The organism is Pseudomonas sp. PvP009, from assembly GCF_017832995.1.
In the GTDB taxonomy this organism is placed as follows: domain Bacteria; phylum Pseudomonadota; class Gammaproteobacteria; order Pseudomonadales; family Pseudomonadaceae; genus Aquipseudomonas; species Aquipseudomonas syringae.
Map to the genome: position 1 here is coordinate 1006365 of NZ_JAFIBG010000001.1, position 16412 is coordinate 1022776.

Below are 16412 nucleotides of genomic sequence, written 5' to 3' on the forward strand. Positions count from 1 at the left end.
GCTTTTCTTTGGGGGGGGCGGGATCAGGAAAACGCTATTTCCAAGGTGATAATCAAAAGTGTCGTCATTCCAGAGACTAAGGCATGGATGTAAAAACTGATTCGCCATTTTTTCGAAAATCGCCATGGCTTTGCCCAGCATGCGTAGATGAAGAAAATAATGGTCGCTACGACTTCTGTATTCATCAGTAAACCAAGCGTAACGGCAACTGCCAGTATTCCTTCGCCCAAACCGGTGGACAGACGGACTACACAAAATAGCAATGCGATAAGAATAATGGGCAGCCAGACACCTAATCCCATAATCGCAAGCAGAACGTGGTGCCCGGTGCTTTCTTTATTCACAGCGTTCATTTTCGCTCCATGATTGTTTTCCAGCAGTGATGCTCTGGTATCCCTTATCCGTCGACGATGAACATGCCTTTTGGCTCCCCGGCACGAACTGTAGGTTATTTACTGTAAATGTAACCGTCGTCGTCCTCATCTTCCTCGTCGATATCTTTGAGTTTTTCTTGGTGAGGTACGGGGTAAAGACCCAGTACAGCCGCTACTCCCGCAGATATGCCCATGAGGAATGGGGTGGGCTCGGGATAATGCGAAAGTTTCCGATCGGGATCCTCTGTGGGATTAACGCCGCTGCCAGCGGGGAGCTTCATTATCTTCATACCATCAGCGGTGAGAATGCAGCGAGGCGGTACTATTTTGCCTTCAAACATTTCCACTATTTCGGCGTTGGGTAAGGGGGTGAGCGGCTCACTGACCTGGGTGCCTGCGTCACTTTGCGTGAGCGTGAAGTTCTCGCCGTTCTTCTCGATACGAAACTTCGGCTTATTTTTAGGCTTCGCGGCGTAGTCGCCAATCAGTTCGTCACACGGGGATACGGAGTCCTGCGTACAGCCTCCCATTAAAATCAATGCCGCGACTAAATTTATCCCTACAAAGGCCCTACAAAAATGCGTATACATATTTTCTTCCTTGTTTACGATTGAGAGTGTTTAGTGACCGCTAAGGCGAACCAAAGATAAACGGATCTGCGCCGCGGTTCTGGCTGTTCTTCGCTTTACGGGCTTCATCGGGCGGACGGACCATTTGTACGGTCAGGCTACCATCGGTGCCGGCGTAGACTACGGCGCTGACGCCGCCATCCTTGTAACTGGCAATGGTCGCCAGATTGATCTCGACCAGCGCACCGCTGACCCCGGTATTGCCCAGACGACGACCGATGTCGTAGCCCTCTTCAACATTGCCCAGCTCAAGACCGTGGCCGTCCTTGTTCAGGTCGTGCAGGGCGTTGTTCAGGGCGATTTCCGCTTCCGGGTTGTTGGTGCTGTCGTAGAACACCCGCACAGGTTTCTGACCGTCGGGCAAAGTGTTCAGCGCCTGTACCCACGCTGCTTGCAGGGCTTTGGCTTGCAAGGCCGGTTTCAGGCGCTTGCCGTTTTCATCCTGCATGGGCGCCTTTATCGGGCGGTGCAGATAGCCGAGTACCGGCGCAGCATCGAACTCCTTGACCTGATGCTGATTCCAGCGGATCGGCAGCCAAGGGGACGGCTCGAAGTTGCCGGGACCACGGTTGCTGGTGGTTTTCCAGAGGGTGGGGAGTTGGGATTGCCAGTAGGCGGTTGATATGGTGCCTGGGCCTAATAGATCTTTAATTCCTTTGGTCTTCTGCGCATCCTCATAGACTTTTCTGAATTTACGCGGCTGCTCCCAGTAGAAAGCCCAAAGCTTGCCCAGATCGGTATCTTTGTTCTGGTTGTCTTCTGCGTCGTTAATCGCATAAGGACGAACGTAGCGATCCACCCGGTCCGAGCGAGTAATCAGCAGGCCTGTCATGCTTTCGAATACTGTTGGCACTACTTGAGTATTTTTTTGCAAGCCTGGAGTACCGCGTTCGCGATATAAGTTCCGCGTTACGTCTCCGTCTTCGCTTGCGATAAGTGCCTGCGGCACTTTCGGGTTATCTTCAAAAAAACCAAACAGCCGCTCAATCATACCTTGTGCGTAGTTGGTATTTTCGTCTTCTTGCCAGAGAAACTGTGTGACTCCTAGCGTTGCCGCATTGCGGCCTGAGTTGATAATACTTGCAGCGCGGTAGGCTTTCTTGTAAGGGTTTGGAGGCCCAAGCGCAAAAACGGGAATTGGCCAGTAAGCTACTGATGGGCTTGCCGCGTGCTGAAAAGCCACCCGAGTATTGATATCCGCAGTCGTCTCTCGCGAGCTTAACGATGGATCGTAGGCTTTGGCTTGTGAAGGAAATATCGATGAAAAGTTGTTATTTTTTTTAACAATTTCTCGCCAGACAGACGACTGATGCCAGTCATTGACTGCTATGCCTACGCCTCGTATTTCTAGTGAGTATGTTCGTGCCAGCGAAGTCTGTTGCTCTGCATTTTTAGCAATCACTTGGGATTTGTAAGCTGCCAACTCATGCTTTTCATTGGCAATAGCTTTGCCCCACCAATGCCCGCTGTAGCTAAGCAGAACCGCACTTAAAATCCCTGCAATGCCCCAGCGGGTCACCGAATGTATGTCACGCAATTCCATATGGTTTTCCTGTGCTTCCATTGCATAGCCTGATCACAAATAAAACCCCTAAACCACTCGCACATTCATGGCATGGCTGGCCACACCCTGGCAGCCGCACGCCAGTCGATGGCCGTGCAGGACCACTGGGATACCGTTCAGCTTTCTGGAAGGGTGGCCTTCGATAAAGGCGAACTCACCCGCATGAAGCGGGCAGGTGGCTTTGTCGCCCAGCACGGCTGGAGGCTTACCGTTGAGGGTGTGGGTGCCTGCCAGTTGGCAGGACACCACTCGGCCACCACTGCTGGTGGCGTCGCCCAGGCAGACCGGATAACTCACTCTGCAGGTGCCCCGCCGGTTGGCGAGCCGAAGGTGAACGGATCTGCGCCACGGTTCTGGCTGTTCTTCGCTTTACGAGCTTCATCGGGCGGACGGACCATTTGTACGGTCAGGCTGCCATCGGTGCCGGCGTAGACCACGGCACTGACGCCGCCATCCTTGTAACTGGCGATGGTCGCCAGATTGATCTCGACCAGCGCACCACTAACCCCGGTATTGCCCAGACGACGACCGATGTCGTAGCCCTCTTCGACATTGCCGAGCTCAAGACCGTGGCCGTCCTTGTTCAGGTCGTGCAGGGCGTTGTTCAGGACGATTTCGGCTTCCGGGTTATTGGTGCTGTCGTAGAACACCCGCACAGGTTTCTGACCATCTGGCAAGGTATCCAGCGCCTGCACCCAGGCGGCTTGCAGCGCTTTGGCTTGCAAGGCCGGCTTCAGACGTTTGCCGTTTTCATCCTGCATGGGCGCCTTGATCGGGCGGTGCAGATAGCCGAGCACTGGGGCAGCGTCGAACTCCTTGATCTGATGCTGACCCCAACGGATTGGTAGCCAGGGGGAGGGCTCGAAATTGCCGGGGCCGCGATTGCTGATGGTTTTCCAGAGGGTGGGGAGTTGGGATTGCCAGTAGGAGGTGGACATGGTGCCGGGAGATTTGGGAATTACAATTCCTTTGGCGCTTTGTTCGTTTTCATACTGTTCCATAAATGCGTCATCACGATTCCAGTAGAAATCCCAAAGCTTGCCCAAATCGGTATTTTTGTTCTGATTGTCTTCCGTTTCGCCGGTCGCATAGGGACGAATATATCGATCTACTCTTTCGGATCGGCTGACCAGCAGTCCGGTCATGCTCTCGAACACCGTAGGTACTACTTGGGCATTTTGCAGACCTGGAGTACCAGCCACGCGTAAGCCGTTTCGCGTGACATCACCATCTTCACTTACGATTAGCGCTTCAGGCACCTTGGGGTTTTCGTCAAAAAAGCGGAATAAACGCTCAATCATTTTTTGGGCATGAGTAGTATTTTCAGCGTCTTGCCACAAAACGAGCGTGACCCCAAGCGTCGCTGCGTTTCGACCACTCATTATGTTCTCTGCAGCCCCGATGTCTGAGGCCTGTTTGGGAGGCGCGATCGCAAATGTTGGGACAGGCCAATACGCAACAGATTCTCCAGCGGAGTGCTGGAACGCCACGCGTGTGTTTATGCTTCTAGTGATCTCGCGCGAGCTCAGGCCTGAATCGTATTCTTTGGGGGATGATGGGTATATGGATACAAAGTTGTTGTTCTTCGCGACTATTTCTCGCCAGATTGACGATTGATGCCAGTCATGGACGGTGATGCCCGTTCCGCGTATTTCTAGCGAATAATTTCGTTTTTGCGCCTCTTGCTGTTCTGATGCCTGACTCATCACTTTGGATTTGTAGGCGACTAGCTCGGCTTTTTCATGTGCGACGGCTTTGCCCCACCAGTGTCCGCTGTACGCGAAGAGCGTGATGCCTAAAACCGCTGCCACACCCCAGCGTGTTACTGAATGTATGTCACGCAATTCCATATGGTTTTCCTGTGCTTCCATTGCATAGCCTGATCACAAATAAAACCCCTAAACCACTCGCACATTCATGGCATGGCTGGCCACACCCTGGCAGCCGCACGCGAGTCGATGGCCGTGCAGGACCACTGGGATGCCGTTCAGCTTTCGGGTGGGGTGGCCTTCGATAAAGGCGAACTCACCCGCATGAAGCGGGCAGGTGGCTTTGTCGCCCAGCACGGCCGGAGGCTTGCCGTTGAGAGTGTGGGTGCCTGCCAGTTGGCAGGACACCACTCGGCCACCACTGCTGGTCGCGTCGCCCAGGCAGACGGGATAACTCACTCTGCAGGTGCTCCGCCGGTTGGCGAACCGAAGGTGAACGGGTCTGCGCCGCGGTTCTGGCTGTTCTTCGCTTTACGGGCTTCGTCGGGCGGGCGGACCATTTGTACGGTCAGGCTGCCATCTGTGCCGGCATAGACCACGGCGCTGACGCCGCCATCCTTGTAACTGGCGATGGTCGCCAGATTGATCTCGACCAGCGCACCGCTGACCCCGGTATTGCCCAGACGACGACCGATGTCGTAGCCCTCTTCGACATTGCCCAGCTCAAGACCGTGGCCGTCCTTGTTCAGGTCGTGCAGGGCGTTGTTCAGGGCAATTTCGGCTTCCGGGTTGTTGGTGCTGTCATAGAACACCCGCACAGGTTTCTGACCATCTGGCAAGGTATCCAGCGCCTGCACCCAAGCGGCTTGCAGCGCTTTGGCTTGCAAGGCCGGTTTCAGGCGCTTGCCGTTTTCATCCTGCATGGGCGCCTTGATCGGGCGGTGCAGATAGCCGAGAACAGGCGCAGCGTCGAACTCCTTGACCTGATGCTGACCCCAACGGATCGGCAGCCAAGGGGAGGGCTCGAAGTTGCCGGGGCCGCGATTGCTGATGGTTTTCCAGAGGTTGGGGAGTTGGGATTGCCAGTAGGCGGTCGATATCGTACCAGGGGCGAGTGGAGCTTTAACCCCTTTGGCCTTTTCTGCATCCTCATATATTTTTCTAAATTTTCGCGGCTGTTCCCAGTAGAAAGCCCACAGTTTGCCCAGGTCAGTATTTTTGTTTTGATTGTCTTCGGGTTCTTGAGTCGCGTAAGGGCGAATATACCTGTCCACCCGGTCCGAACGAGCGACCAGCAGTCCGGTCATACTTTCGAATATTGTCGGTACTACTTGGGCGTTTTGCAGTGCCGGTGTCCCAGGCTTTCGATAAACGTCACGAGTAATATCCCCATCTCTGCTTGCGATGAGGGCCTGTGGCACCTGTGAATTGTCGTCGAAAAAATTAAATAGTCGTTCGATCATGGCCTGTGCATGGGTAGTGCTTTCATCGTCCTGCCAGAGAAACAGCGCAACTCCCAGTGTTGCTGCATTTCGGCCAGAGTTGATCAAGCCTGCAGCTCTATAGGCTTTATCGAATAGATTCGGAGGCCCCAGTGCGAACACGGGTATTGGCCAATAGGCGATCGCGTCGCCAGCCGAATGCTGGAAAGCTGCACGAATTTTTATATCTCTGCTAATTTTGCGTGAGTCAAGCGAGGCATCATAGTCCTTGGCGTCATTGGAGTAGATGGATGTAAAATTATTGTTTTTCTTCTTTATGAAACTCCAAATTTCTGATTGGCTATCGTGAAAAATGGCAATTCCCGCTCCTCTTATTTCCAGCGAATATGTCCGTTGCTGAGTTGCCATTTGCTCGTTCTTTTGAGCTGTAACCTCTGTTCTATAAGCTGCCAGCTCAGCTTTCTCATGGGCGATGGCTTTCCCCCACCAGTGTCCGCTATAGACCAGCAAAACCAAGCCTAAAATGCCTGCGATGCCCCACCGCATTACTGGGTTTATGTCACGAAGTTGCATATCGTTTTCCTGTGCTTTTAGGTAGGCAAGCAGGACAAATCCAAGCCAAAGGACCTGCAAAACTACGGTTACCCAGAAATATCTTTTCAATTTCGGGCGAAGTAGCATACTTTGTGGACGATCGATCATTGGGCATCCCGAGATTTAGGAGCGCTCTGGATAAGTTGCGGCGGAGTTAGTGAAACTAGATCCGTTGAAGGGAACTCCCCTTCTTCATAGTACAGGTAGCTAGCCCTGACTAAATCCTGAGCTTCCTCACTGAGCCTTTCCCAGCCTGGTGACTCACTAATTGTGGAAAATTGCGCCTCGTCGATCTTCCAATCCGCAATCGCCACCAGCACATCACGCATTGCCGGATCATCCAAGCATTTAGCTTGGCCAATAGCGATGTCCATTGCAGTCACCCAGCGATGATTTTCCGGGCTACGTAGTATGCCTGAGTGATAGGAGTTTTCGCTCCATGCATCACGGTTTTTCTCCATACGATCTCGAGCTTCTTTTGGCGTTTCTTCCCTTTGGTAAATATACCCTGTTAAAACGTTGGCATAGTTTCTGGGTCTTCCTACCCGTACTTGGCGGGTTTTTTTTTCTGGATCATCAGAAAGCGCGTTGAAGCGTTCTAATGCTTGGCGCTTCGTCACTTTTGGACCGTCATATTCAGTGGGCATTTCTATCCATAAGAACGTAGCGGCGTCCTTCCCTAACGCAACGCTTTTGCCAACGTCGTCTGGTCTATCCAAGCCTGAAGTTGTTGGTGTGCCAGTTTCCGCTTCGCCGCCGAACATTTCTGGTTCATGAGGCGGAGTCAGCGCTTCGGCATTAATAAGGCGTTCTTGCCTTTCCGGGATGGGCGCGCGGGCAATCATACCGGCTCCAAATGAGCTACCTGGGTATCGAGCTTCGCCTGAGGCACGCATGAGTTCGGGTTGTGGCGTGTTGCCGATCAGGATCGGCTCACCATAGCGATGGCGCTTGGTCCACATGCGTTGATAGAAGCGTAGTTGCTGGAGCACCATCATTGCCATTCGTCCATCAGGTAGAGCATCAGGCATTCCATAGGTCCCGATGCCTTGGACGTCATCCAGTGAGACAGTGGTGTCATCCGGGCAGAAATACAGATACACCTTTCCTCGGTTATCTCGCTCGGGAAAGACTGTCATGCTGCCCACTTTATTTTTGCGGATACCTTGAGTGGGTGACCATCGCGAACCGCTTCTGCCGCAGTAGGTTTTAGCGTCCCTGAGTTCTGACATGGCTGGTTGTGTGTGTGGCTTATTTGTTATCGCAGTTACGATCCCAACTAGCGTTGAAAATGTGTCTTGGTCTTTGGGAGTGTTACCAGGCAACACACAATAAGGCGTATCAACCATGATAAAAGTATCTGCGCAACGGTCTCCTCCATCTACCAGCAACGCTTGCGCCAGCAAGGTGACTATCGTGCCTTGGCTGTGGCCCATGATTGTTATTGTCTCGTCAGGCGACACGCGACGGATCTCGCGTATCAGCATAGCCAAACGGTGAGCCGCCAATACGCAATAGTGCCGCGCTGGCGAGTGACCAAAATATAAAGCGTTGTCTGGCTTAAACGTTTCCAGAGCGATGCTTTTCAGATTGGGCCTAAAACCTTCACCATAGACATCCGGTATGTTATTGGTCGCGTTGGCAATAAAACCTCCCGCCTTGGCAAAGTGGCGGTCCAGACGGTTGCCGTTGATGTCCTGAAACTGATTACGCATTCTGAACGGATCGCCCGCGTCATCACGCTTTATTTGATCGGGTGCTGCCCGATGTCCCCAATAAAAGGGAATCAACAGGCTATGGGTTTTCGGGTCAGATGCGTCGCGCCGATAAAGATAGGTGTCAGGATCATCGAGCATGGCTTTCTGATCACTGTCCCTTTCCTCGTAGGGCGCTTTTTTTGCTTCGTTGTACCTTACCCCATACCGCCCCGCCACCAGATCTGGCCGATCCAGCCGCTCATTAACCCCCTGACACAACCCCGTCTCCACCGACTCATAAGAAGCCCCCGGGTCATTCACACCGTGCAGAAAGATCACTACGCCTGGCAAATCGCCGGGCACTTCCATTTTGCAGGTGGTGTTGAGGTTGGGGATCAGGCGCGTATTGCCTTGGGCAACGGCGTATTCATCGGCGCCGTTCATTGCGCACCTCCTTTCGGGGTGCCGCTGCGCAGTGCCGATACTTGCGCCTGATGCATCATTTCGCGTTCCACGCGCTCGGTCAGTCCGTCTGCGTTCGTCATTCCTTTCACCAGGCTGCCATCTTCCAGTTTGATTTCATACGAGTGATCCGCTGCTGCCCGCGGGCTTTGTTCGCTGTGGCCGGGGTAGTGGAAGGTGACCTGCTGGGCGGCGGGGTCGCGGCCGAAAGAGGGGATCGCAGCGCTGTCGGTCTTGGGGCCGATCCAGTCGTGCTCGCTGGCGTGCACAGTGACTTTGCCTTGCGAGCCGATCTCGACGCCGCCGCCAATCTTGATATAACTGCCGTCATCGGCGACCAGGCGGATGGTCGGCGCGGTGATGACCACTTCGCCTTCGACGGCCGAGACGTGCAGGTTTTTCTGGGCATTGAGGGCGATGTCGTCTTCCTGCGCTTGAACCAGTACTTTGCCGCGGTTGGCAATGGCGCTGATGCCTGCGTCCTGGGCGAAAGCTGACAGCCCTTTGCCCGCTTGCAGGTGCATGGCCGCGCCGCTGGTCAATTGCAGGTTGTCCTGCGCGGTGGTGTCGTGATTTTCACCAGCGTAGTGAGCCTGCGAGCGTGGTGTGGCGCTGGCGATGCCTGCTGCTGCGGTCATGGCCAGTACCGGGTCGCCCAGGCCGTTATTGTCCGGCGCGGGCCATTGGTCGAGCGACTGGCGCAAGGCTTCTATGCCTTTGACATCCACCGCCTGTCCGCCACGTGCGGCTGCGGTTTCGCCGAGGGATTTGAACAGCTCGCCGCACTCGGCCAGCAGTTTGAGCAGCTCTTCGCGATCCAGCTGTGAGCCTTTTGCGTCGGTACGCGCGTAGGTGGTCAGCAACATGCCTTGCGCGGCGCGCAGGGCGATGGCGGCATCGGTGCGCAGTTCTGCGCCGTTGCCGCGTGGCTGGGCGGTGCCGTCAGTGCGCGGGTCGGTCAGTTTGCCCAGGTTGAGGGCGGTGGCCTGATGGGTCGTGCCCATGCGTGCGCGCAGTGAGCCCGGCGTGTCATCGAACAGCAGTTCGTTGAAGCCGCTGCCTTTGTGTTCCTGGGTGCGGATCCCCGACAGTGTGCGATTACCGGGCAGCCCCGAGGCCTTGCTGAAGCGTGGCGGCAGATTAATGTTGTTGTAGAGCACCGACGTCACCAGAGGCCGGTCGATATCGCCTGCCAGAAACGTCACCAACACTTCCTGGCCAATGCGTGGCATGAACTGATGCCCGAAGCCGCTGCCGGCACTGGGCATCGCCACCCTCAACCACGTGGTGCCTTGCGGCAGGCTGTCGCCGCGCTGCCAATGGAACCTGACCTGTATCCGCGCCAGCTCGTCAGTGAACACTTCCTCACCTTCCGGCCCGACCACGATGGCGCTCAGCGGGCCGTTAATGCTTGGGCGCGGGACGGTGATCGGATGACGGTAGGGAATCTTGTGGCGAATGCACACGAACTCGTTCGTGTAGCCCGCGCCTTCGTCCGACAGGTAATTGTTGCTGCCCTCATGCTTGACCGTTATCAGCAGAAAACTACGATCTTCAGCGGAGCCGCGGTCATGATCAAAATGCTGGGTCAGCTCAAAGGTGTGGCCAGGGTACATGGCGCGGCAGTTACTGTTGCCAGTGAATGTCTTGCCCTGAACCTCAATGGCCTCCAGACGCTGACGTACCAGGCGTTCACCGTCATTGAAGGTGCCATGGCTGTAGTGATCGAGCACGTCATACACTTCATACGAATCGACGTTGCCCTGCTCGTTGAGACTCGGCATGCCAACCGGCAGCGAATTGCGCGGCTGCTTGTAATCGAAAGTCTGAATGGACATGCGCCCCGATTGCAGACGTCGATGGCTGCGCCATTCGGTAATCGAATCCGCTGTCTCGGTAACGGATGCACTGTGATAACGAATGCTCGGCTGTTGCGGCAGGGGCGAGAGGTCGCGCGAGTGATCAAGAATGATCAGCGTGTGCTTTTCCTGATTGTGATCGAAATAGAAGAATAGCCCTTCGTGTTCCAGCAAGCGCAATACAAAGGTCAGATCGCTTTCACGGTACTGGGTGATGTAACTGTGCGTCTTGAGTGGCTGGCTGAGTTGAAACTCGAAATCGGGCAACGCACCATAGGCCGCAAATACCGTTCGGATAACGGCTTCGATGGTCTGTTCCTGAAATATGCGCGAGTCGACGCGCCGCGAGAGCATCCACAGCCAGGGCTCAGTGTGGCGCTGTAACGTGCCAGACCGCCGTCGCTGCCTTCCAGGCTGAAGGTGCTGATATAGCCATTGATGAAGCGCGACTCGCCGGTGGCCAGTTCTATTGCCAGTTGTGCAGGCTGGCCGATCTGCGATTTGAGCTCCAGACCGGCATCGCGGCTGATCATCGACAACTCGAAGCTGAACAGCTCGGACAGGCTTTCAGTACCGGAAAAACGTTCCAGCAGGAGTTCCTGTTCGTCACGGGCAACGGTCGTCAGCTTGATCAGGCGACGGTTTTGTGGCGCAAACAGCGCCGTTAGATCCTTTAACATTGTTGCTCCGTTATATAAAACCAGCCGCTCGTTCCGGGCGAGAGTGCTGATATAGAGAGGTGGGTGAGTCTATAGACTTCTTTCCGGGGGCACACAGTTAAATTGCAAAGGGCCATTACCGGGCGACATTACTCTTGATGCCGCAGTGAGGTAGTGAGGAATGGCTAGCAATGTCGTCGGCCAATTCATAAAAAGCTGTAGTGCGTTTCTTACGGTGTAATGAGAGGCGCCAGGAGGAAAGACTGTAAGGGGAGGGCGCGTGATATGAAAAAAGCCCTGGCGCGTGAGCGTCAGGGCTTTTTTAGTCGGCGATTACTGCAGGCTTATATTGGCCAGCGTAACGATAATGCCGATTGCCGCGACAACGGCGGCGACTGCGTTGATCGAGAACACCGTACGTATGGTTGTGGAGAGTCTCCACGGTTTTACGGCGAACGCATAAACCAGCAGAAAGATGATGGCGAAGATCTCCACCTGCGCGAGCAGAACCACCGCGCCACCGAAGGCCATTGGCCCGGAAGGGGTCGCGGGATCCTGTGACAGGTAGGAGCTCAGCAGGGTGCCGATGATCGGCAGCCAGATCCCCAGGCTGATAAGGATCAGGGGAACGGGGTTGAAAGCGCGTGCTTTGTTTTCAGTGTCCAATGTTGTTCCTTGATGAGGTAGCCAGAGATCAGGGCTTGTCGATAACGGAAGCCTCTTGAGGTGGCTCGGTCTTCGCCGTGCGTATCTCTCGGTTCCATTGCAGGATGATCATCACCAGCGTCGGAATGCCCAGCAGCGCGGTGATCAGGAAGAAGTTGTGGTACCCGTACTTTTCCACCACCACACCGGAATAGCCGCCCAGCAGGCGCGGTAGCAGCAGCATGATGGAGCTGAGCAAGGCGTATTGCGTGGCAGAGAATTTCAGGTTGGTGAGGCTCGACAGGTAGGCGACGAACGCCGATGTCGCCAGCCCGGAGCTGAGGTTGTCCAGCGAGATGGTGAGGATCAGCATCTTCACGTTCGGGCCCATGTCCGCCAGCAACAGGAACAGGATATTGGTCGAAGCCGAGGCCAGTCCGCCGATGAACAGGATCGGCATGATGCCGAAGCGCACAATCAGCAGCCCGCCGATACCGGCCCCCAGCAGGGTCATGATCAGGCCGAAGATTTTGCTGACGCTGGCGATCTGGTCCTTGGTAAAGCCCTGGTCGATGTAGAACACGTTGGCCATGACCCCCATCACCGTGTCGGACATCCGGTAGGTCGCGATCAGGCCCAGCAACAGCAGCGCCTGCCAGCGGTAGCGCATGATGAAGTCGTTGATCGGGGTGAGCACCGGTGCCAGTCCGCGGCGACCCATCGAGGACAGGCAGGCGATGGTCAGAAGCGTGTAGAGAATCGCGCGTAAAAACGCCCGGTCTTCCAGCAACAGGTCCATCCAGCTGGTGCCGTTGAACAGCACGCTGGCGAAGTCGGTATTGTAAAGCTGGGTAAACATTGCCGGTACGGAGACCAGCAGCACAATCAGCACGAACACCGAGGCCAGCTGGTGCGTAAAGCCATAGCGCGCTGCCGACAGCTGGGTGCGCAGCGGCACCGGCGGTTCGCGCATGATCAGTGTGGTGACCAGGGCGGGCAGCATCAGCAGTCCGAACAGCACATAAGTGCCGGTCCACGCCGAATGCTTGTAGGCAAAGCCCGTCGAGCCGAAGCCCTCGGCGAAATACAGCGCACCCGCAGTCGCCAGCAGTGCAGCGACCCGGTAGCCGGACATATAGCTGGCGGCCAGGGCAGCCTGTTGGGTGTCCTGGGCAATTTCCAGGCGATAGGCATCAATGGCGATGTCTTGCGTGGCGGACGAGAAGGCGACCACCACGGCAATCGCGATCAGCCACGAGAGATGCTTTTGCGGGTCGCAGAAGCCCATGCCGATCAGGCCCAGAATCACCAGGCTCTGGGAAAGCACCAGCCAGGAGCGACGACGTCCCAGCTTGCCGAGCAAGGGCAGACGCCATTGGTCGAGCAATGGCGACCAGACCCATTTAAAGGCGTAGGCAAGGCCGATCAGGCTCGCATAGCCGATGGTCTCGCGCGCGACACCGGCTTCGCGCAACCACACGGACAATGTCGAAAAGACCAGCATATAAGGCATGCCCGCAGCGAATCCGAGCAGCAGTAACACTAATGTCGACGGGCTGGCATATGCGGCGAGCGCGGCGCGCCAGGTTTTACGGGGCATGGGCTGGAATCTGCCTCAGGTTACGAAAACAAAGGGCGCACTCTAACCGCTGTGCTATAGGGGACGCCAGCCATGGCGCTGCATATCAACCCGATTATTCACAATGGTCACGCCCTCGGCGCGCAAACGTGCCCGTTGTTCGTCACCGGAAACGCTGCCAGGCGGCAGACTGAGCCGACCACCGGCGCCCAAAACCCTATGCCAGGGCAGCGAAGAACCGCCCGGCAACTGGCTCAACGTACGACCCACCCAGCGTGCCGCTCGGCCCAGGCCGGCCAGTTCGGCGAGCTGCCCGTAAGCGACCACTTTGCCTTCCGGTATCTGCGCCATCGTCAGGTAGAGGGCGGTGCGTCGCGCCTCGTTCGGCGATTGTCCCGCAGGGTAAAGTAATGTTAAGTCCGGGTCTGTCACGCGATAATCCTGTATAAAACGCTATTGATTGTCGTTCAGTGAACTTTTGGTGGTTCGGGCTGTCAGTTACCACCGTGCTTGGTGGTACATGGATCGTCCCGTCACCTCCCCCGCAGGAAAATGCCCGATTCCCGCCTTACAGAGCCTAGTTATCGCTTATGTTGTCCAGAACCCTGTTGTGCCTTGCAATCACTGCTGTTTCCACTCCATTGCTTGCCGATACCGTCTGGTTGAAGAATGGCGACCGCCTGACCGGCACAATCAAGGTGTTCGACGGCGGCAAATTATTGCTGCAGACCGAATACGGTGGTGCCATCGCGCTGGACTGGAAACAGGTCAAGACCCTGAAAAGCGATCAGCCGTTGCTGGTCAAGCAGGATGAGCATGGCGGCGAAGTCTCCAATTCGCTGCAGGCAGCGGATGATGGCAAGGTCGTGCTGGCCAATGGCGATGCACCCAAAACCGTCGAGCTGGCAAGTATCCATCAGATCATCAAGCCCAAGCCGGTTATCACGGATCTTGTCTGGAAAGGCAACATTGATGCGGCGCTGGATTTCCAGCAGGCCGAAAACGATACCAATGATTACAACGTCGCCTTCAAGACCTCGGCTCGCCATGGCGACTGGCGTCATAACGCCAAGGGCGATTACAACCGCGAGACCACCGACGACGTAGTCGGCACTGACAACTGGAGCGCCGAGTACTCGCTGGACCGCTTCCTGACCGAGAAATTTTTCTGGGATGGTCGCGTCAGCTACAAACGCGACAAGGTCGAGGATCTGTCTCGTCAGCGCGTAGTCGGTACCGGTCCAGGTTACCAGCTGTGGGATGACGAACTGGGTGCATTCAAGGTCGGTGCGCTGCTTAACCGTACCGATTTCGAGTTCTCCAACGACGAGAAGGAAAACTTCTATTCCGTTGCCGGCACGTGGGATTACAACCGCTACCTGATTGGCAAGAAGGTCGAATTCTTCACCAATGGCGAGCTGGGCAAGCCGCTGAGCGCCGTCGCCGACTACTCGCTGGATGTCGAAGCGGGGCTGCGCTACAAGGTGACCGACTGGGCGTCGCTTAACCTGAAAGCCGAGAAGAATGTCATCAGTGGTTCGAGCAATGGCGATGTCGACAAGACACGCTACACCGCTGGCTTCGGCGTAAGCTGGTAAGCGAAGGGCAGGCGACGCACACCCTGTGCGTCGCCTGCTGCTTTTACGGGCTGACTAGATTCGCATTGCGCCATCCAGCTCAAGGATGCGTCCGCTGTAATAATCGTTTTCCAGAATATAAGCCACCGAGTGTGCAATCTCGTCCGGTCTGCCCATGCGCTTGAGCGGGATAGCCGAGGTCATCTTCTCCAGTGCTTCGGGGCGCATGCTGCCGGTCATTTCGGTTTCAATGAACCCCGGCGCCACGCCTGCCACTCGAATGCCGTAGCGCGCCAGTTCCCTTGCCCAGGTAACCGTCGCAGCCGCCACACCGGCCTTGGCTGCCGAGTAGTTGGTCTGTCCGATATTGCCCGCACGTGAAATCGACGAGATATTGATGATCGCGCCCTGACTCTTCTGCTCGATCATTTTCGCCGCCACTTCGCGGGTGCAAAGGAATACGCCGGTCAGGTTGACGTCGATCACTGCTTGCCATTGCGCAAGGCTCAGTTTGGTCATCTCGCCATCCTTGACCTTGACCAGCAGGCCGTCACGCAGAATGCCAGCGTTGTTGACCAGGCCATGAATGGCGCCGAAATCCTTGGCGACCTTGCTGACCGTGTCGACGACCTGTTCTTCATTGGCAACATTGCACAGATAGGCGCGAGCCTTGACCCCGAGTGCTTCGCAGGCGGCGACGGCCTGATCGAGTTTCTCCTGATTGAGGTCAAGCAGCGCCAGGTTGGCGCCTTTACCGGCCAGGTATTCGGCCATGGCTCTGCCCAGCCCCTGGCAGCCGCCGGTGATGATTATCAGCTTGTCTTTCAATTCCATATGCGTGCCCAATCACAGTTGATCGTTTCCATGGCATCACTGGCGGGTTGCGAGTGCTTATGCCATAGCCAGAGCACGTTATAGGCTGTTTTTGCGCGTTCGTCTCGGGTGGGCCGCCAGCCCTGAAATACACCGATACACGTTTGTGAAGGCCTGGTTCAGCTCACTTGTGCGCATAATTTAGCGGTAAGCCAGATGCAGGGAGCTTGAATTAACGACCTTCTGACATCACATACGGTCTACTCGGAAGGCATTCTTCCCTTGAGGAACTCATTTGATGCGTGTTTTTTTGCTGCTGTTTCTATTGTTCCCGGTACTTGAGCTGTTTCTGCTGGTTCGTGTCGGGATGTCCATCGGCTTTCTCTGGACCTTTCTGCTGGTCGTCGCGACGTCGATGCTCGGCTTGTTCGTGATGCGCGTGGCCGGTTTCGCGACGGCGCTGCGTGCACGCGAAAGCCTGGCGCGTGGCGAGTTGCCTGCCCAGGAAATGCTCGAAGGCCTGATGGTTGCCGTGGGCGGCGGTCTGCTGCTGTTGCCCGGTTTCATCAGCGACATTCTGGGTGTGATCTGCCTGCTGCCGATCACCCGTCGTCTGCTGATCAACAAGGTCCGCCAGCGCGCCCAGGATCAGGCCATGCGTCAGCGGGCCTTCGCCGATGATTTGCAGACGCATGCCAATCACGGTGCGTCGAGTCATCGCCCGACGGCGATTCACCAGCCTACCCGCGAGCCCGACGTCATCGAAGGCGAGTTCGAGCATCGCGACAAGTAATCTTCCACACCCCCCG

General features: G+C 56.0%; 15 protein-coding genes and 2 pseudogenes. 2 read left to right on the forward strand and 15 right to left on the reverse strand.

The features are described from left to right. Positions 1 to 23 precede the first annotated feature (23 nt). The 14 genes and pseudogenes from JOE29_RS04490 to JOE29_RS04545 form a co-directional block, all read right to left on the reverse strand. A complete protein-coding gene (locus JOE29_RS04490; protein WP_010439161.1) occupies positions 24 to 353 on the reverse strand; it encodes a hypothetical protein in 330 nt (109 codons plus the stop codon). Positions 354 to 448: 95 nt separating this feature from the next. Continuing rightward, on the reverse strand, positions 449 to 964 hold the full coding sequence (locus JOE29_RS04495) for a hypothetical protein (protein WP_103694556.1): 516 nt from the start codon (positions 962 to 964) through the stop codon (positions 449 to 451). Positions 965 to 1004: 40 nt separating this feature from the next. Further along, on the reverse strand, positions 1005 to 2546 hold the full coding sequence (locus tag JOE29_RS04500) for a DUF2875 family protein (protein WP_074997145.1): 1542 nt from the start codon (positions 2544 to 2546) through the stop codon (positions 1005 to 1007). A 48-nt stretch (positions 2547 to 2594) separates the two neighbouring features. Continuing rightward, the gene (locus JOE29_RS04505) at positions 2595 to 2864 is read right to left on the reverse strand and encodes a PAAR domain-containing protein (RefSeq protein ID WP_017278174.1); all 270 of its coding nucleotides are present in this window, start codon (positions 2862 to 2864) and stop codon (positions 2595 to 2597) included. Beyond that, the gene (locus JOE29_RS04510; protein WP_099315046.1) at positions 2861 to 4417 is read right to left on the reverse strand and encodes a DUF2875 family protein; all 1557 of its coding nucleotides are present in this window, start codon (positions 4415 to 4417) and stop codon (positions 2861 to 2863) included. Before JOE29_RS04510 ends, JOE29_RS04505 begins: the two co-directional genes overlap by 4 nt. 48 nt (positions 4418 to 4465) lie before the next feature. Beyond that, entirely contained in the window at positions 4466 to 4735 is a 270-nt protein-coding gene (locus tag JOE29_RS04515) for a PAAR domain-containing protein (RefSeq protein WP_003424462.1), read from the reverse strand. After that, positions 4732 to 6420, reverse strand: coding sequence for a DUF2875 family protein (locus JOE29_RS04520; RefSeq protein ID WP_210078824.1), 1689 nt, complete (start codon positions 6418 to 6420; stop codon positions 4732 to 4734). Before JOE29_RS04520 ends, JOE29_RS04515 begins: the two co-directional genes overlap by 4 nt. Continuing rightward, on the reverse strand, positions 6417 to 8453 hold the full coding sequence (locus JOE29_RS04525) for a DUF3274 domain-containing protein (protein ID WP_099315048.1): 2037 nt from the start codon (positions 8451 to 8453) through the stop codon (positions 6417 to 6419). Before JOE29_RS04525 ends, JOE29_RS04520 begins: the two co-directional genes overlap by 4 nt. Then, a complete protein-coding gene (locus JOE29_RS25365) occupies positions 8450 to 9109 on the reverse strand; it encodes a DUF2345 domain-containing protein (protein WP_245226793.1) in 660 nt (219 codons plus the stop codon). The genes JOE29_RS04525 and JOE29_RS25365 overlap by 4 nt, the downstream gene beginning before the upstream one ends. A 171-nt stretch (positions 9110 to 9280) precedes the next feature. Next, positions 9281 to 10756 (reverse strand): annotated as a pseudogene (gene tssI / locus JOE29_RS25370) (type VI secretion system tip protein TssI/VgrG); the annotation flags it as partial. Then, a pseudogene (locus JOE29_RS25640) lies at positions 10702 to 11010 on the reverse strand (contractile injection system protein, VgrG/Pvc8 family); the annotation flags it as partial. The pseudogenes tssI and JOE29_RS25640, both read right to left, overlap by 55 nt. A gap of 312 nt (positions 11011 to 11322) precedes the next feature. Then, positions 11323 to 11655, reverse strand: a complete 333-nt coding sequence (locus tag JOE29_RS04535; protein ID WP_024665049.1) for a hypothetical protein — start codon at positions 11653 to 11655, stop codon at positions 11323 to 11325. A gap of 28 nt (positions 11656 to 11683) precedes the next feature. After that, a complete protein-coding gene (locus JOE29_RS04540; protein ID WP_003413328.1) occupies positions 11684 to 13234 on the reverse strand; it encodes an AmpG family muropeptide MFS transporter in 1551 nt (516 codons plus the stop codon). Positions 13235 to 13288: 54 nt separating this feature from the next. Continuing rightward, the gene (locus tag JOE29_RS04545) at positions 13289 to 13645 is read right to left on the reverse strand and encodes an MGMT family protein (RefSeq protein ID WP_210078825.1); all 357 of its coding nucleotides are present in this window, start codon (positions 13643 to 13645) and stop codon (positions 13289 to 13291) included. 158 nt (positions 13646 to 13803) lie between these two features. Here JOE29_RS04545 and JOE29_RS04550 point away from each other — a divergent pair, with 158 nt between their 5' ends. Continuing rightward, positions 13804 to 14811: a DUF481 domain-containing protein gene (locus tag JOE29_RS04550; RefSeq protein WP_003395309.1), complete on the forward strand. Its 1008-nt coding sequence runs from the start codon at positions 13804 to 13806 to the stop codon at positions 14809 to 14811. A 54-nt stretch (positions 14812 to 14865) separates the two neighbouring features. Here the strand turns inward: JOE29_RS04550 and JOE29_RS04555 are convergent, their stop codons facing one another. Next, complete coding sequence (locus tag JOE29_RS04555; protein ID WP_210078826.1) at positions 14866 to 15624, reverse strand: SDR family oxidoreductase; 759 nt, start codon at positions 15622 to 15624, stop codon at positions 14866 to 14868. A 277-nt stretch (positions 15625 to 15901) separates the two neighbouring features. Here JOE29_RS04555 and JOE29_RS04560 point away from each other — a divergent pair, with 277 nt between their 5' ends. Continuing rightward, positions 15902 to 16396, forward strand: coding sequence for an FxsA family protein (locus JOE29_RS04560; protein WP_210078827.1), 495 nt, complete (start codon positions 15902 to 15904; stop codon positions 16394 to 16396). The last annotated feature ends 16 nt before the right edge of the window (positions 16397 to 16412 follow it).